This window comes from Streptomyces sp. NPDC003032, assembly GCF_053591415.1.
Map to the genome: position 1 here is coordinate 69838 of NZ_JBSFTT010000023.1, position 16037 is coordinate 85874.

The 16037-nt window shown below is 72.7% G+C and carries 13 protein-coding genes and 1 pseudogene; 9 read left to right on the top strand and 5 right to left on the bottom strand.

The annotated features are described in order from the left end of the window. Nucleotides 1-81: 81 nt before the first annotated feature. The 7 genes and pseudogenes from ACWDZ7_RS28435 to ACWDZ7_RS28465 form a co-directional block, all read left to right on the top strand. Nucleotides 82-873: pseudogene (locus ACWDZ7_RS28435) on the top strand (TIGR03084 family metal-binding protein); the annotation flags it as partial. Nucleotides 874-1058: 185 nt separating this feature from the next. Then, complete coding sequence (locus tag ACWDZ7_RS28440; RefSeq protein WP_451800851.1) at nucleotides 1059-2765, top strand: acyclic terpene utilization AtuA family protein; 1707 nt, start codon at nucleotides 1059-1061, stop codon at nucleotides 2763-2765. Continuing rightward, complete coding sequence (locus tag ACWDZ7_RS28445; protein ID WP_451800852.1) at nucleotides 2762-4360, top strand: acyl-CoA carboxylase subunit beta; 1599 nt, start codon at nucleotides 2762-2764, stop codon at nucleotides 4358-4360. The genes ACWDZ7_RS28440 and ACWDZ7_RS28445 overlap by 4 nt, the downstream gene beginning before the upstream one ends. Before the next feature lie 10 nt (nucleotides 4361-4370). Beyond that, nucleotides 4371-6251: an acetyl/propionyl/methylcrotonyl-CoA carboxylase subunit alpha gene (locus ACWDZ7_RS28450; protein WP_451800854.1), complete on the top strand. Its 1881-nt coding sequence runs from the start codon at nucleotides 4371-4373 to the stop codon at nucleotides 6249-6251. Then, the gene (locus ACWDZ7_RS28455; RefSeq protein WP_451800856.1) at nucleotides 6248-7447 is read left to right on the top strand and encodes an acyl-CoA dehydrogenase family protein; all 1200 of its coding nucleotides are present in this window, start codon (nucleotides 6248-6250) and stop codon (nucleotides 7445-7447) included. The genes ACWDZ7_RS28450 and ACWDZ7_RS28455 overlap by 4 nt, the downstream gene beginning before the upstream one ends. Before the next feature lie 9 nt (nucleotides 7448-7456). Beyond that, complete coding sequence (locus ACWDZ7_RS28460; RefSeq protein ID WP_451800858.1) at nucleotides 7457-8191, top strand: enoyl-CoA hydratase family protein; 735 nt, start codon at nucleotides 7457-7459, stop codon at nucleotides 8189-8191. After that, nucleotides 8179-8793, top strand: coding sequence for a TetR/AcrR family transcriptional regulator (locus ACWDZ7_RS28465; protein WP_451800860.1), 615 nt, complete (start codon nucleotides 8179-8181; stop codon nucleotides 8791-8793). The genes ACWDZ7_RS28460 and ACWDZ7_RS28465 overlap by 13 nt, the downstream gene beginning before the upstream one ends. A 31-nt stretch (nucleotides 8794-8824) precedes the next feature. Here ACWDZ7_RS28465 and ACWDZ7_RS28470 read toward each other — a convergent pair whose 3' ends face one another. Beyond that, nucleotides 8825-9925: a citrate synthase 2 gene (locus ACWDZ7_RS28470; RefSeq protein WP_451800862.1), complete on the bottom strand. Its 1101-nt coding sequence runs from the start codon at nucleotides 9923-9925 to the stop codon at nucleotides 8825-8827. Nucleotides 9926-10304: 379 nt separating this feature from the next. On the opposite strand from ACWDZ7_RS28470, the gene pdxH reads away from it, so the two are divergent. Beyond that, the gene (pdxH, locus tag ACWDZ7_RS28475; RefSeq protein WP_451800966.1) at nucleotides 10305-10940 is read left to right on the top strand and encodes a pyridoxamine 5'-phosphate oxidase; all 636 of its coding nucleotides are present in this window, start codon (nucleotides 10305-10307) and stop codon (nucleotides 10938-10940) included. Between the two features lie 17 nt (nucleotides 10941-10957). On the opposite strand, the gene ACWDZ7_RS28480 is transcribed toward pdxH, so the two are convergent. Next, nucleotides 10958-11821, bottom strand: coding sequence for an alpha/beta fold hydrolase (locus tag ACWDZ7_RS28480; RefSeq protein WP_451800863.1), 864 nt, complete (start codon nucleotides 11819-11821; stop codon nucleotides 10958-10960). Between the two features lie 570 nt (nucleotides 11822-12391). Next, entirely contained in the window at nucleotides 12392-13084 is a 693-nt protein-coding gene (locus tag ACWDZ7_RS28485; RefSeq protein WP_125513430.1) for a metal-dependent transcriptional regulator, read from the bottom strand. Nucleotides 13085-13233: 149 nt separating this feature from the next. On the opposite strand from ACWDZ7_RS28485, the gene ACWDZ7_RS28490 reads away from it, so the two are divergent. Further along, nucleotides 13234-13998, top strand: coding sequence for an SIS domain-containing protein (locus ACWDZ7_RS28490; protein ID WP_451800865.1), 765 nt, complete (start codon nucleotides 13234-13236; stop codon nucleotides 13996-13998). A gap of 66 nt (nucleotides 13999-14064) precedes the next feature. Here ACWDZ7_RS28490 and ACWDZ7_RS28495 read toward each other — a convergent pair whose 3' ends face one another. After that, complete coding sequence (locus ACWDZ7_RS28495) at nucleotides 14065-15255, bottom strand: sensor histidine kinase (RefSeq protein ID WP_451800967.1); 1191 nt, start codon at nucleotides 15253-15255, stop codon at nucleotides 14065-14067. Between the two features lie 26 nt (nucleotides 15256-15281). Next, a complete protein-coding gene (locus ACWDZ7_RS28500; RefSeq protein WP_451800867.1) occupies nucleotides 15282-15950 on the bottom strand; it encodes a response regulator transcription factor in 669 nt (222 codons plus the stop codon). Between the last annotated feature and the right edge of the window lie 87 nt (nucleotides 15951-16037).

The window sequence follows — 16037 nt, forward strand, 5'->3', positions numbered from 1 at the left end:
AACTCATGCAAGCACGCTTGCTTGTTTCTATGCGCGCTGCCATGCTCCAGGCACACCGCCGTCCCCCGAGGGGAGCGTTCCGTGTCCGACGCGTCCGATGTCCTGTCCGTGCTCGACGACCTGCGCGGCGAGAGCGAGGAACTCGACCGGCTCGTCGCGGAGTTGAGCGAGGACCGCTGGGCCCTCGCGACGCCCGCGCCCGGCTGGACGATCGCCCACCAGATCGCCCACCTCGCCTGGACCGACCGGGCCGCACTGCTCGCCGCCACCGACCCGGAGGCCTTCGCCGCCGAGGTCGAGAAGGCGGTCGCGGCTCCCGGCTCGTTCGTCGACGAGGGCGCCGAGGAGGGGGCCGCGCTGCCGCCCGCCGAACTGCTCGCCCGCTGGCGGGCCGGGCGCGGCGAGTTGGGGCGGGTCCTCGGCGAGGCCCCCGCCGGGACGCGTCTGCCCTGGTACGGGCCGCCGATGGCCGTGCCGTCCATGGCGAGCGCGCGGCTCATGGAGACCTGGGCGCACGGCCAGGACGTGGCGGACGCGCTCGGCGTGCCGCGCGCTCCGACCGACAGGCTGCGGCACGTGGCGCGGATCGGCGTGCGGGCGCGGGACTTCGCGTTCGCCGTACGAGGGGAGAGCGCGCCGCGTGAGGAGTTCCGGGTCGAGCTGACCTCGCCCGTGACGGGGGAGGTGTGGGCGTACGGCCCGGCGGACGCCGCCCAGCGCGTGACCGGGCCCGCGCTCGACTTCTGCCTCCTCGTCACCCAGCGCGCCCACCGCGCGGACCTCGCGCTGCACGCGGAGGGCGCGTCCGCCGACCGCTGGCTGGACATAGCCCAGGCCTTCGCGGGACCACCGGGCGCCGGCCGCCAGCCGCGTGCACTGCGTGAGCCTCGTGACCCGAGCGAGCCGAGCGAGCCGCGTGAGCCGCGTGAGCCACGCGATTCGTGCGATCCGCGCGGCCCGGTCGAGCCGAATGAGCCACGGGATTCGAGCGATCCACGCGAGCCGCGTGACCCATGCAAGCCACGCGACCCCCGCAAACCCCGCCAGGAAGCCGGCCGATGACCCCAGAACCCCTCCGCATCGGCAACGCCTCCGGCTTCTACGGTGACCGCTTCGACGCGATGCGCGAGATGCTGAACGGCGGCCCCCTCGACGTCCTCACCGGTGACTACCTCGCCGAGTTGACCATGCTCATCCTCGGTCGTGACCGGCTCAAGGACCCCGCGCGTGGGTACGCCAAGACGTTTCTGCGGCAACTGGAGGAGTGCCTCGGCACCGCCCACGAGCGGGGCGTGAAGATCGTCGTCAACGCGGGCGGGCTCAACCCGGCCGGGCTCGCCGGTGCCGTGCGTGAGCTGGCCGGACGGCTCGGCGTCCCCGCGCGGGTCGCGCACGTCGAGGGCGACGACCTCGGGGGGCCGGACGGCCGCTTCCCCGGCGCCCTCACCGCCCACGCCTACCTCGGCGGCGCCGGAATCGCGGCGTGCCTGAGCGCGGGGGCCGACATCGTCGTCACCGGACGCGTGACCGACGCCGCCCTGGTCACCGGGCCCGCCGCGGCCCACTTCGGGTGGGAGCCGACCGCGTACGACCGGCTCGCGGGCGCGGTCGTCGCCGGGCACGTCCTGGAGTGCGGGACGCAGGCGACCGGCGGCAACTACGCCTTCTTCGCCGAGTACGGCCCCACGTCCGTACGCCGCCCCGGCTTTCCGCTCGCCGAGATCCACGAGGACGGCTCGGCCGTCATCACCAAGCACGACGGCACGGGCGGCTTCGTCGACGTCGGCACGGTCACCGCGCAGCTCCTCTACGAGACGACGGGTGCCCGCTACGCCGGCCCGGACGTCACCGCCCGGCTCGACACGGCCGTCCTCACCCAGGAGGGCCCGGACCGCGTACGGATCGACGGCGTGCGCGGCGAGGCCCCGCCGCCCACCCTGAAGGCCGGACTGACCCGGATCGGCGGCTTCCGCAACGAGGTCGTCCTCGTCCTCACGGGACTGGACACCGAGGCCAAGGCCGCGCTCGTCCGCGCCCAAATGGAGGACGCCCTCGACCGCGCCAAGTCCCGCCCCGCCGAGGTCCGGTGGGAGCTGGCCCGCACCGACCGCGCGGACGCGGCCACCGAGGAGACCGCGTCCGCCCTGCTGCGGCTCGTCGTGCGCGACCCGGACGCGGACACGGTCGGCCGCGCCCTCAGCGGCGCCGCCGTCGAACTCGCCCTCGGCAGCTACCCCGGCTTCCACGTGACCGCGCCGCCCGGCAAGGCCGCGCCCTACGGCGTCTTCGAGGCGGCGTACGTCGACCGGTCCGGCGTCGCGCACGTGGCCGTGCTGCAGGACGGGGAGCGGCGCCCCGTACCGTCCGGCGACGACACCCTCGTACTGGAGGAAGTGGATCCGCCACCGCTGCCCGAACCCCTGCAGCCCGGGCCCACCCGCCGCGTGCCGCTCGGCCTCGTCGCCGGGGCCCGCAGCGGCGACAAGGGCGGGGACGCCAACGTCGGCGTGTGGGCACGCACCGACGACGCCTGGCGGTGGCTCGCCCACGAACTGACCGTCGACCGCTTCCGGGAACTCCTCCCGGAGACCGCCGACTTGACCGTCGTACGCCACGACCTGCCCAACCTGCGCGCCCTGAACTTCGTCGTGGAGGGCCTGCTCGGCGAGGGCGTCGCCGCGCGGGCCCGCTTCGATCCGCAGGCCAAGGGCCTCGGCGAGTGGCTGCGCGCCCGCCACCTGGACATACCGGAGGTCCTGCTGTGACCGTCCTCGCCTCCGCGCTCGACCCCGCGAGCGCCGAGTACGCCGAGCACCGCGCCGCCATGCTGGAGAAGCTGGCCGCACTCGACGCCGAGCAGGCCAAGGCCCTGGAGGGCGGCGGCGAGAAGTACGTCCAACGGCACCGCGAGCGCGGCAAGCTGCTGGCCCGGGAGCGGATCGAGCTGCTCCTCGACCCGGACACGCCGTTCCTGGAACTGTCCCCGCTGGCCGCCTGGGGCAGCGACTACCCCGTCGGCGCCTCCATGGTCACCGGCATCGGCGTCGTGGAGGGCGTCGAGTGTCTGATCACCGCCAACGACCCGACGGTCAGGGGCGGCGCCTCCAACCCGTGGACGCTGAAGAAGGCCTTCCGGGCGCATGAGATCGGGCATGCCAACCGGCTGCCGTCGATCCACCTCGTGGAGTCGGGAGGCGCGGACCTGCCCTCCCAGAAGGAGATCTTCATCCCGGGCGGCGCCCTGTTCAAGCACCTCACGCAGTCCTCGGCGGCCGGGATTCCGACGATCGCCGTCGTCTTCGGGAACTCGACCGCCGGCGGCGCCTACGTCCCCGGCATGAGCGACCACGTGATCATGGTCAAGGAGCGGGCGAAGGTCTTCCTCGGCGGACCGCCGCTGGTGAGGATGGCGACCGGCGAGGAGAGCGACGACGAGTCGCTCGGCGGCGCCGAGATGCACGCCCGCACCTCCGGCCTCGCCGACTACCTCGCCGAGGACGAGCGCGACGCGCTGCGGCAGGCGCGCAGGGTCGTCTCCCGCCTCAACTGGCGCAAGGCGTACGCGGAACCGGGCACAGCCGAGCCACCCAAGTACGACGAGGACGAACTCCTCGGCATCGTGCCCGGCGACCTGAAGAAGCCCTTCGACCCGCGCGAGGTCATCGCCCGCATCGTCGACGGCTCCGACTTCGACGAGTTCAAACCGCTGTACGGCACGAGCCTCACCACGGGGTGGGCCGCCCTGCACGGCTACCCGGTCGGCGTCCTCGCCAACGCGCAGGGCGTCCTGTTCAGCGAGGAGTCCCAGAAGGCCGCCCAGTTCATCCAGCTGGCGAACCAGCGCGACATCCCGCTCCTGTTCCTGCACAACACCACCGGCTACATGGTCGGCAAGGAGTACGAACAGGGCGGCATCATCAAACACGGCGCCATGATGATCAACGCGGTCAGCAACTCGCGCGTACCGCACCTGTCCGTCCTCATGGGCGCCTCGTACGGCGCCGGGCACTACGGCATGTGCGGGCGCGCCTACGACCCGCGCTTCCTCTTCGCCTGGCCCAGCGCGAAGTCCGCCGTCATGGGCCCGCAGCAGCTCGCCGGGGTCCTGTCGATCGTCGCCCGCGCGTCCGCCGCCGCGAAGGGGCAGCCCTACGACGACGAGGCCGACGCGGGGCTGCGCGCCATGGTGGAGCAGCAGATCGAAGCCGAGTCGCTGCCGTTGTTCCTCTCCGGGCGGCTCTACGACGACGGGGTCATCGACCCGCGCGACACCCGCACCGTCCTCGGCCTGTGCCTGTCCGTGATCCACACGGCCCCCTACGAAGGCGCGCGCGGCGGCTTCGGCGTCTTCCGGATGTGAGGCAGTGACGATGATCGAGTCAGTACTGGTGGCCAACCGCGGCGAGATCGCCTGCCGCGTCTTCCGCACCTGCCGCGACCTCGGCATCGCCACGGTCGCCGTCCACTCCGACGCCGACGCGGACGCCCTGCACGTACGGGAGGCCGACACGGCGGTACGGCTGCCCGGCGCGGCGCCCTCCGAGACGTATCTGCGCGGCGACCTCGTCGTGAAGGCGGCGCAGGCGGCGGGCGCCGACGCCGTCCACCCCGGCTACGGCTTCCTCTCCGAGAACGCGGGCTTCGCGCGCGCCGTCCTGGACGCGGGCCTCGTCTGGATCGGCCCGCCCCCGGAGGCGATCGAGGCGATGGCGTCCAAGACGCGCGCCAAGGAGCTGATGGGCGTCGAGCCGCTCGGTGACGTCACCGAGGCCGACCTGCCGGTCCTGGTGAAGGCGGCGGCCGGGGGCGGCGGGCGCGGCATGCGCGTCGTACGCGACATGGCGGATCTGGCGGGGGAGCTGGCGGCGGCGCGCGCCGAGGCGGCCGGTGCCTTCGGTGACGGCGAGGTGTTCGTCGAGCCGTACGTCGAGGGCGGACGGCACGTCGAGGTGCAGGTGATGGCCGACGCGCACGGCACCGTGTGGACGCTCGGCACCCGCGACTGCACCCTCCAGCGCAGGCACCAGAAGGTCATCGAGGAGTCCCCGGCGCCGGGCCTCGCCCCGGACCTGGCCGCCGGGCTGCACGCGCAGGCGGTGCGGGCCGCGCGCGTGACCGGGTACCGGGGCGCGGGAACGGTCGAGTTCCTCGTCACGCGGGACGGGCGGGCGCACTTCCTGGAGATGAACACCCGCCTCCAGGTCGAGCACCCCGTCACGGAGGCCGTGTTCGGTCTCGACCTCGTCGCGCTGCAGCTCCAGATCGCCGAGGGACTCGCACTGGAGAAGGACCCGCCGCCCGCGCGCGGGCACGCCGTCGAGGCCCGCCTGTACGCCGAGGACCCGGCGGCCGACTGGGCCCCGCAGACCGGCACCCTGCACCGCCTGGACGTGCCGGGCGCCGTCCGCCTGGACACGGGTTACACGGACGGCGACACGATCGGCGTCCACTACGACCCGATGCTCGCCAAGGCCATCGCGTACGCGCCCACCCGCGCACAGGCCGTGCGCAAGCTGGCGGGCGCGCTGGAGCGGGCCGTCGTCCACGGGCCGGTCACCAACCGCGACCTGCTCGTACGCTCCCTGCGCCACCCCGAGTTCACCGACGCCCGCATGGACACCGGCTTCTACGACCGGTACGCCGCCGAACTCGCCGCCGCCCCGACCGACCCGCACGCACCGCTGGCCGCCGCCCTCGCCGACGCGCACGGCCGCTCGCGGTTCGGCGGCTGGCGCAACCTCCGCTCACAGCCCCACCTCAAGCGCTACCGCACCGAGCCCGACGGCACCGAGCACGAGGTCCGCTACGACCACACCCGGGCCGGCCTGACCGCCGAGGGGGTGCGGGCCCTCACCGTGACGCCGACGCTCGTCGAGCTGGAAGTGGACGGCGTACGAAGGAAGTTCACGGTCGCGCGGTACGGGGAGCGCGTGTACGTCAGCACGCCCCGCGGCGACACCGCCCTCACCTCGCTGCCGCTGCTCCCCGAGCCCACCGCGCGCCGCGCACCCGGCTCGCTGCTCGCCCCGATGCCGGGCACCGTCGTCAAGATCGCCGAAGGGCTCGCCGAGGGCGCGCCGGTCACGGCCGGGCAGCCCCTCGTCTGGCTGGAGGCCATGAAGATGGAGCACCGCGTCTGCGCTCCCGCCTCCGGCACGCTCACCGCGCTGCACGCCGTGCCCGGCCACCAGGTCGAGGTAGGCGCGCTGCTCGCCGTCGTCCAGGCCGCTTCCCCGGAGGAGTCCGTATGAGCACCGCACGGAGTACCGCACGCAGTACCGCTCGCACCGTCCTCGAAACCGAAGAGCACCGAGTCCTGCGCGCCGCCGTCGCGGCCCTCGGCAAGCGCTACGGCCGCGACTACATGACCCGCGTCGTGGCGGGCGACGGCCACCCCGACGAGCTGTGGGCGGACGCCGCCAAGCTCGGCTACCTCGGCGTGAACCTGCCCGAGGAGTACGGCGGCGGAGGCGGCGGCATCTCGGAACTCTCCATCGTCCTCGAAGAGCTGGGCGCGGCGGGCTGCCCGCTCCTGATGATGGTCGTCTCGCCCGCGATCTGCGGCACCGTCATCGCCCGCTTCGGCACCGAGGAGCAGAAGCGGGCCTGGCTGCCCGGCCTCGCCGACGGCTCCCGCACCATGGCCTTCGGCATCACCGAGCCGGACGCGGGCTCCAACTCCCACCGCATCACCACCACGGCCCGCCGCGACCCCGACTCCGGCGACTGGCTCCTGACCGGCCGCAAGGTGTTCATCTCGGGCGTCGACATCGCCGACGCCACGCTCATCGTCGGCCGTACGTCGGACGCCCGCACCGGCAACCTCAAGCCGTGCCTGTTCATCGTCCCGCGCGACGCCCCCGGCTTCCAGCGGCGTCAGATCGAGATGGAGCTGCAGGCCCCGGAGAAACAGTTCGAGCTGGTCCTGGACGACGTACGGCTGCCGCCCGACGCGCTGGTGGGCGACGAGGACGCGGGGCTGCTCCAGCTCTTCGCCGGGCTGAACCCCGAGCGGATCATGACGGCCGCCTTCTCGCTCGGCATGGCCCGCTACGCCCTGCACCGCGCCACCGAATACGCCCGTGAGCGCACCGTCTGGAAGACGCCCATCGGCGCCCACCAGGCCATCGCGCACCCCCTCGCCCAGTCCCACATCGACATCGAACTGGCCCGCCTGATGACGCGGAAGGCCGCCGCGCTCTACGACGAGGGCGACGACACGGCCGCGGGCGAGGCCGCCAACATGGCCAAGCTCGCCGCCGCCGACGCCTGTGTGAAGGCCGTCGACCAGGCCGTGCACACCCTCGGCGGCAACGGCCTCACCAAGGAGTTCGGGCTCGCCTCGCTCATCGTGGCCTCCCGGGTGGCACGGATCGCCCCCGTCAGCCGGGAGATGATCCTCAACTACGTCTCCCACCAGACGCTCGGCCTGCCCAAGTCGTACTGAGGAGCGCCCATGAGCCTTGTCGTCTCCTCCCCGGCGCGTGGCGTCACCACCGTCCTCCTGGACTTCCCCGAGCGCCGCAACGCGCTCTCGGCGGACCTGGTGGGCGCCCTCGCCGAGGCGCTCCACGACCTCGGCGAGGACCCCGGCGCACGCGCGATCGTCCTCGCCCACACCGGGGCGACGTTCTGCGCCGGGGCCGACCTGCGCGAGCCACCGGACCCCCGGGACTTCGTACGGCTGCTCCGGCAGGTCGTGGAGCTGCCGAAACCGGTGCTCGCCCGGGTGGACGGCCATGTCCGGGCGGGCGGGCTCGGGCTGCTCGGCGCGTGCGATCTGGCGGTCGCCGGGCCCGCCGCGTCGTTCGCGCTCACGGAGGTCCGCATCGGCGTCGCGCCCGCCGTGATCTCCCTCCCCCTGCTGCCCCGCCTCGATGCGAACGCCGCCTCCCGCTACTGCCTCACCGGCGAGCGCTTCGGCGCGGCGGAGGCGGCGCGGATCGGCCTCGTCACGGCGTACGCGTCCGACGTGGACGCGGGCCTCGAACCGATCCTGGACGGGCTGCGGCGGGCGGCGCCGGGCGCCCTGGCCGAGACGAAGAAGCTGCTCACGGCTAAGGTGCTCGACGCGTTCGACGACCATTCGGACGCCGTCCTCGCCCTGTCCGCGCGGCTCTTCGGTTCCCCCGAGGCGCGGGACGGCATGGGGGCGTTCCTCGAACGACGGGAGCCCCCATGGGTGCTGTGACCACCGCCGACCGGGCGCCCAAGCAGGACCGCAGCCGCGCGACACGGCAGAGGCTCCTGGAGGCCGCGGTCTCCTGCCTCGCCGAGCACGGCTGGGCGGGCTCCACGGTCTCGGTGGTCGCCGAGCGCGCCGGGGTCTCGCGGGGCGCGGCACAGCACCACTTCCCGACCCGGGAGGACCTCTTCACCGCCGCCGTCGAGTACGTCGCCGAACAGCGCTCCACGGCCCTGCGCGGTCTGCGGGCGCAGGACCGGGCGGCGGTGGTCGAGGTCCTGGTCGATCTGTACCTCGGCCCCCTCTTCCGTGCCGCGCTGCACCTGTGGGTGGCCGCGTCCAACGAACCCCAGCTCGGATCCCGGGTCACGGAACTGGAGGCCCGCGTGGGCCGCGAGACGCACCGCATCGCGGTGGAACTCCTGGGCGCCGACGAGTCCGTCCCCGGCGTCCGCGAGACCATCCAGGGCCTTCTGGACATGGCCCGGGGCCTGGGCCTCGCGAACCTCCTCACGGACGACCGCGCCCGCAGGGACCGGGTGGTCGCCCAGTGGACGGTCCTGGTGGAGGGGGCGCTCACCGGAAAATTCAGCCCCTCCGGCGTTTGAGGAGCGGGGTCCGGGGCGGAGCCCCGAGGCGTCAGCGGGCGATGTCCGCGTACCCCTCGATGGCCCGCGGGGCCCGCGATCCGGGCCCCACATACCGGGCCGATGGCCGCACCAGCCGCCCCGTCCGCTTCTGCTCAAGAATGTGCGCCGACCACCCGGCGGTCCTCGCGCACGTGAACATGGACGTGAACATGTGCGCCGGCACCTCCGCGAAGTCGAGGACGATCGCCGCCCAGAACTCCACGTTCGTGGCGAGGACCCGGTCGGGCCGACGCGCGTGCAGCTCGTCGAGGGCCGCTTTCTCCAGTGCCTCCGCGACCTCGAAGCGGGGCGCCCCCAGCTCACGGGCGGTGCGGCGCAGCACCCGCGCACGGGGGTCCTCGGCCCGGTACACCCGGTGCCCGAAGCCCATCAGCCGCTCACCCTTGTCGAGCGCCTGCTTCACGTACGCCACCGCGTCACCCGTGCGCTCGATCTCCTCGATCATGCCGAGGACCCGGGACGGGGCACCACCGTGCAGCGGCCCGGACATCGCGCCGACGGCCCCGCTCAGCGCCGCCGCCACGTCCGCGCCGGTGGAGGCGATGACGCGGGCGGTGAACGTGGAGGCGTTCATGCCGTGCTCGGCGGCCGACGTCCAGTACGCGTCGACGGCCTGGACGTGCTTGGGGTCGGGCTCCCCGCGCCACCGCTTCATGAACCGCTCGACGACGGTCTCCGCCTTGTCGATCTCCCGCTGCGGAACCATCGGCAGGCCCTGGCCGCGGGCCGACTGGGCGACGTAGGACAGGGCCATGACGGCGGCGCGCGCCAGGTCCTCGCGGGCCCGCTGCTCGCTGATGTCGAGGAGCGGCCGCAGGCCCCACACGGGGGCGAGCATCGCGAGCGCGGACTGGACGTCGACGCGGATGTCCCCGGAGTGCACCGGGATCGGGAAGGGCTCGGCGGGCGGCAGGCCGGGGTTGAACGCGCCGTCGACGAGCAGGCCCCACACGTTCCCGAAGGAGACGTGGCCGACCAGATCCTCGATGTCGACGCCGCGGTAGCGAAGCGCGCCGCCTTCCTTGTCCGGTTCGGCGATCTCCGTCTCGAACGCGACGACTCCTTCAAGTCCGGGTACGAAGTCGGACATCAGGCGGCTCCTCGTGATGGGTTCGACATGATGGTTCGCGGAGTGGTGGGTTGCGACCAGCTCATGACCATGCGTCAAAGATGGGCGATTATGATCCGGTTCCGCGGTCAATTGCGCCCTTGTCCGGCGAATTCGACGACTCGCGGTCCGAAGCGGTCATCCCGGTGATGCCCCGTGAGGCTGGTGGTCACCCAACCGATTCGGCAGCAGGACGATATCCCCTGGTGCCACCTTTGGCGATGGAATGCGGCACTCAGTGCCACAGGTCACCTCTCTCCTGTGCGATACGCCCCACCGGGCGCCCCTTCGTATACGGCAAGATGACCGTGTGACCGACTCCAGTGCCTCCTTCCCCGAATCTCTCCCCGAGCCGGCCGGTATGCGCGAGCAGTACGTCACCGAAGGCCTCGCCGAGAGTGAGCTGCCCGCCGATCCCATGGAACAGTTCGCGCGCTGGTTCAAGGAGGCGGCGCGCGACACGGACGCCGTGCGCGAACCGAACGCCATGGTCGTCTCCACGGCCGACGCCGAGGGCAGGCCGAGCTCGCGCACGGTGCTCCTGAAGGGCTTCGACGAGCGGGGCTTCGTCTTCTTCACCAACTACGACTCCCGCAAGGCCCACGAGCTGGCCGCCAACGCGTACGTCTCACTGCTCTTCCCCTGGCACCCCATGGCCCGCCAGGTCATCGTCTCCGGCACCGCCGCGCGCGTCGGCCGCGAGGAGACGGTCGCCTACTTCCGCACCCGCCCGCACGGCTCCCAGCTCGGCGCCTGGGCGAGCGCCCAGTCCTCCGTGCTCACCTCACGGGACGAACTCGACCGCGCGTACGCCGACTTGGCGGCCCGCTACCCGGAGGGCGAACAGGTCCCCGCCCCGCCGAACTGGGGCGGCTTCCGCGTGACGCCACAGTCGGTGGAGTTCTGGCAGGGCCGCGGAAACCGCCTGCACGACCGCCTGCGGTACACCCGGATGCCGGACGGCACGAGCTGGCGGCTGGACCGCCTGAGCCCCTGATCCGAGCCCGTCCGGCGTCACCCCCTCAGAACCCCCTCCAGAAACGGTTCGATCGCCGCGCGCCATTCGCCCGGCTGGTCGTAGTGGACGAGGTGCCCCGCGTCGACCACCTCCGCGTACTCCCCGCGGGGCAGCACGCGGACCATCTCCTGGGACTCCGCCCGGCCCAGCTCGCCGTCCAGACCGCGGACGACGAGCGTGGGGCAGCGGACCTGGATCAGCTCCTCCCAGTGCGCGTCGTGCACCCACGGCTCGCGGGACTTGAGCATCTGGGCGCGGTCGAACACGGGCCGCCAGCCGTCCGGGCCCTCGGCCATCACCTCGGTGAAGAACTCGCCGCGCGCCGGATTGGGCCGCTCCACCCAGGGGTCGTCCTCGCCGAACCACTTGCGTACGTCGGCGAGCGTCGCGAACGGCACGGGCCAGGACTTGAACCAGTTCTCCCACTCGCGCTGCGAGGCCGCGCCGAGCGCGGAGGCCCGCATGTCGCAGATGATCAGGCCCCGGACGAGATCGGGGCGGCGCGCGGCGAGCTGCCAGGCGGTGAGCGCCCCCATGGAGTGGCCGATGAGGACGGCGGGCGCGAGACCGAGCTGGAGGAGGGCGGCCTCGGCGTCGTCCACGTAGGCCTCGCGGGTGTAGGGGCCCTCCGGGGGCTTCTCGCTCCGGCCGTGGCCGCGCTGGTCGAGGGCGATCGCGCGGTGCCGCTCGGAGAGCCAGCGGGCGGTGCCCGCCCAGTGGGACGCGCGCCCCATCAAGCCGTGCAGCAGGAGCACGCCGCCCGGCGCTCCCTCGGCCTCCCTCAGTTTGGGAGGATCGGCGAACTCCCAGGCGGCGAGGCGTACGCCACCCGCGCCCGTCACGTCGATGCGCCGCACCATGATTCCTGGCACCCCCCTTGATTCCGCTCGGGATCCACGCCTGGTCCTGCCCCGCACCCCCGCACGCTATCGAACTCCCTTTCGAAAGCGGGCGGATTGCCAGTAACACCCCTCGTTCGGGTGACCACGCTCAAGGATTGACGGGCGTGGCCGAGGGGAGATCTTCATCGGGAAGCGGGCCGCTCGGGGATATCGGCCCGTGGGGATCGACCCCGAGAGCTCGGGGCTCCGGGTCGGCACAGGGGAGGACAGGTCCCGGCGCCTTCGGGCGCCGGGACTCTCGCGTCCAGGACCACCAGACGGGCACATCCTCCCGCCCCCTCTCCGGCCGTGCGGCCAGACCCGGTGCCGACACGGTCAAGAGCCCTCAGGTCATATGCCTCTCGCGACAGCCTCGCACGCGAAACGCTCGCGCGCTGCGATTCCGCACACTGAATCTTGGATTCCGCAAGATCTCGTGGAGATCGTGTAGGCCCGTCAACTACCCCACCAGTAGCGGAAGTTGACGGAAGTGTCCGCACGCGGCGACCTGGCCCCGAAGGGGGGCGGCCACCGCGTGCGCGCGGTGTCTCAGCGCTTGGCGACGAAGACGTGCGAGGCGATCTCCGAGGACAGCTCCGCGGCCTCGCCGCTGCTGCCCACGAGCACGCCGCCCGCCGACTCCGTCACGCTCACCACGGAGCCCGGCTGCACACCGGCCCGCCGCAGTGTGTACATCAGCTGGGCGTCCGTCTGGATCGGCTCGCCGATGCGGCGCACGACGACCGTCTTGCCCTCGGTGCCCGGATCGAGCTCCGTGAGGGAGACCATGCCCTCGTCCAGGAACGGGTCCGCGCCGTCCTTCTCGCCCAGCTCCTCGAGGCCCGGGATCGGGTTGCCGTACGGAGACTCGGTGGGGTGGCGCAGGAGCTCCAGGACGCGGCGCTCCACGGCCTCGCTCATCACATGCTCCCAGCGGCACGCCTCGGCGTGCACCTGCTCCCATTCGAGCCCGATCACATCGACGAGCAGGCACTCCGCCAGGCGGTGCTTGCGCATCACACGGGTGGCCAGGCGGCGGCCCTCCTCGGTGAGCTCCAGGTGCCGGTCGCTGGCGACCGCCACCAGACCGTCACGCTCCATGCGCGCCACGGTCTGGCTCACCGTCGGTCCGCTCTGGTCGAGCCGCTCGGCGATCCGGGCGCGCATGGGGACGACACCTTCCTCCTCCAATTCGAGGATGGTGCGCAAATACATCTCAGTGGTGTCAATCAGCCCCGACATGGGTGCCCCTCAGAATCGCTCGTGCGCTGGCCCTGCCCTCAATTCTGACGCATACCACTGACAACCGTGCCGCGCCGTGGGGAAACCCGCCCCAGACCGTCCGGAGACAGTGTTGACAGGGCACTGGTCCAGACCGCAACGTGATGCGAATGAGCTCCAAGAGCGAGAGCAAGCTGGCCGGTCAGTATTTCGACGCCGCCATCGACCTGCTCCAGCGGGTCCGCGACGAGGAGTCCGGGAACATCGCGGAGGCCGGCACCCTGCTCGCCGACGCGGTCGCGTCCGGCGGCCGCCTTTTCGCCTTCGGCGCCGGACACTCCTCGCTCGCCGCGCAGGACGTCGTCTACCGCGCCGGCGGCCTCGCCCTGATGAACCTCCTGGCCGTGCCCGGCGTCGTCGGCGTCGACGTGATGCCCGCCACCCTGGGCTCCGCCCTGGAGCGCGTCGACGGCCTCGCGGGCGCCGTCCTGGACTCCTCCCCGGCCCGCCCCGGCGACGTACTCGTGATCATCTCCCTCTCCGGGCGGAACTCCCTGCCGGTGGAGATGGCGATGAACGCCCGCGCGCTCGGCCTGAAGGTCGTCGGCGTGACCTCGGTGGCGTACGCGACCGAGACCAGGTCGCGGCACGTCTCCGGGAGCTTCCTGAGGGACCACTGCGACGTGGTGATCGACTCGAAGATCGCCGTGGGCGACGCGGAGCTGTCCCTCGACGGCGTCGACGCGCCGTTCGGCCCCGCGTCCAGCGTCGTCACGAACGCGCTGATGCAGGCGGTGACGGCCGTCGCGGTGGAACAGCTCGCCGAGCGGGGCATCCAGCCGCCGCTGCTCCGTTCGGGGAACGTGGACGGCGGCCACGACTGGAACGGCCGGGTCTTCCAGCAGTACGGGGACCGGATCTTCTACCGCCACTGAAGCGCCCCGAAGCGGCGCGGGTCCGTGACATGTGCGGCTCCGCCGCGTGGGCGCGCGCTCGGCCACCTAGGACCTGTGATCCGCGCGAAATCGCACCCGGACGGTGAGTCCGCCCCCCTCGTTCGCGTTCGCCGCGACATCCGCGTCGTGCGCCCGCGCGATCGCCGCCACGATCGACAGCCCGAGCCCCGCTCCCTCGCCCCGCGCATGCGTACGCTCGTTCAGGCGCCGGAAGGGCTCGAAGAGGTGCGGGACCGTGTCCGGCGGTACCTCGGGGCCCGTGTTGGAGACCTCCAGCTCGCCGCCCCGGGTGACCGATACGCTCACCCGGCCCCCCGGCACGTTGTAGCGGACCGCGTTCGCCACCAGGTTGTGTGTGAGGCGGTCGAGCAGGACACCGTCGCCCTCCACCGTCAACGGCTCGGCCCGTACCGACACGGTCACGTCCCGCCCGGCCGCCTCCTCGGTGAGACCGTCCGTCACCGCGTGCGCCAGGACGTCGAGCGCGACCGGCTCGCGCCGCTCCAGCCCCTGCTCCGACGCGGCGAGCAGCAGCAGCCCCTCGATGAGGTGCTCGCTGTCGTCGGCGACGGAGATCAGCTTCGTACGGATCCTCGCCACTCTCCCGGCGTCCGGTTCACCGGCGAGCCCGATCTCGGCCGCCGCCCGCTGCACGGCCAGCGGCGTGCGCAGCTCGTGCGCCGCGTTGGCCGCGAATCGCTGTTGCGCGCCGACCAGCCGCTCCATCCGGTCCAGCATCTCGTCGAACGTGTCGGCCAGCCGCTTCAGTTCGCCCGGCGGAGCGTCCAGGGCGATCCGCTCGTGCAGATTGGCCCCGGACAGGCGGCGCGCGGTCCCGGTGATCACGGCGACCGGGCGCAGCACCCGGCCCGCCATCCACCAGGCGAGCGCGATCGACAGGACGGCGTACACGGCGAGGACGATCGCGGAGACCGTCAGGAGGCGATTGAGCGCCGCCTCCCCGGCCAGGTCGCTGATCTTCGTCACGGCGAGGCCGTCGTCGAGGCTCGCCGGCACGCCTTCCAGCCGCCGGGCGGGCGCCGCAGACGTCGTCGGCACCGGGACGGTGGTCCGGGGAGGGACCGGTTCCCGGGGCACGGCCGTGGTCACCGCCGTACTGATCGACGTATACAGGCCCTGCTGTACGAGCAGGTACACGAGCCCGGTCAGGAGCGCCCCGGCCAGCACCAGCAGGCCCCCGTACAGGGTGGTCAGCCGAGCCCGCTCGCTGCCCATCGGCACCCGCAGGGGCGCCCGCCGGGTCACAGCGAGCGCCCCGCGATCCGGTAACCGGCCCCGGGGACCGTCTCGACCACCGGCGGTTCGCCCAGCTTCGCCCGGAGCTTGGAGAGGGTCACGCGGACGGCGTTGGTGCGGTAGCTGGTGTCCTCCTCCCAGACCTGTTCGATCAGGTCGTCGCCGCTGACGACCGCGCCGTCCGCCCGCAGCAGTGCCTCCAGGACCGCGAACTCCTTACGGGACAAGGAGAGATGACGGCCGTCGCGGCTGGCCTGGCGGCGGGCGGTGTCCAGGACGAGGCCCGCGCGTTCGAGGACGGGGGGCAGCGCGGGGCGGGCGCGGCGGCCGAGCGCGAGGACACGGGCGAGCAGCTCGTCGTACGCGAACGGCTTGGTGAGATAGTCGTCGGCGCCGAGGCCCAGGCCGGCCACGCGGTCACGCACCGTGCCCGCCGCCGTCAGCATCAGGACGCGCGTGAGTAGCCGCTGCTCGACGACGCGGCGGCACACCTCGTCGCCGTGCAGGCCCGGCAGATCGCGGTCGAGGATCATGACGTCGTACTCCCCGAGCTGGAGTTTCCGCAGCGCGGTCAGACCGTCGGGCGCGATGTCGACGGCGAGCGCGTCGCGCCGCAGCCCGTCGGCGATCATCTCGGCCAGGAATTCCTCGTCCTCCACCAGCAGTACGCGCATGGGGCCCTGTGTACCTGAGAGTGACCTTTCGCCGGTGTAAGCGTCCCCGTTGAGAGAGACGAAACCCCGCTTCCCGCCAGCCTGTGC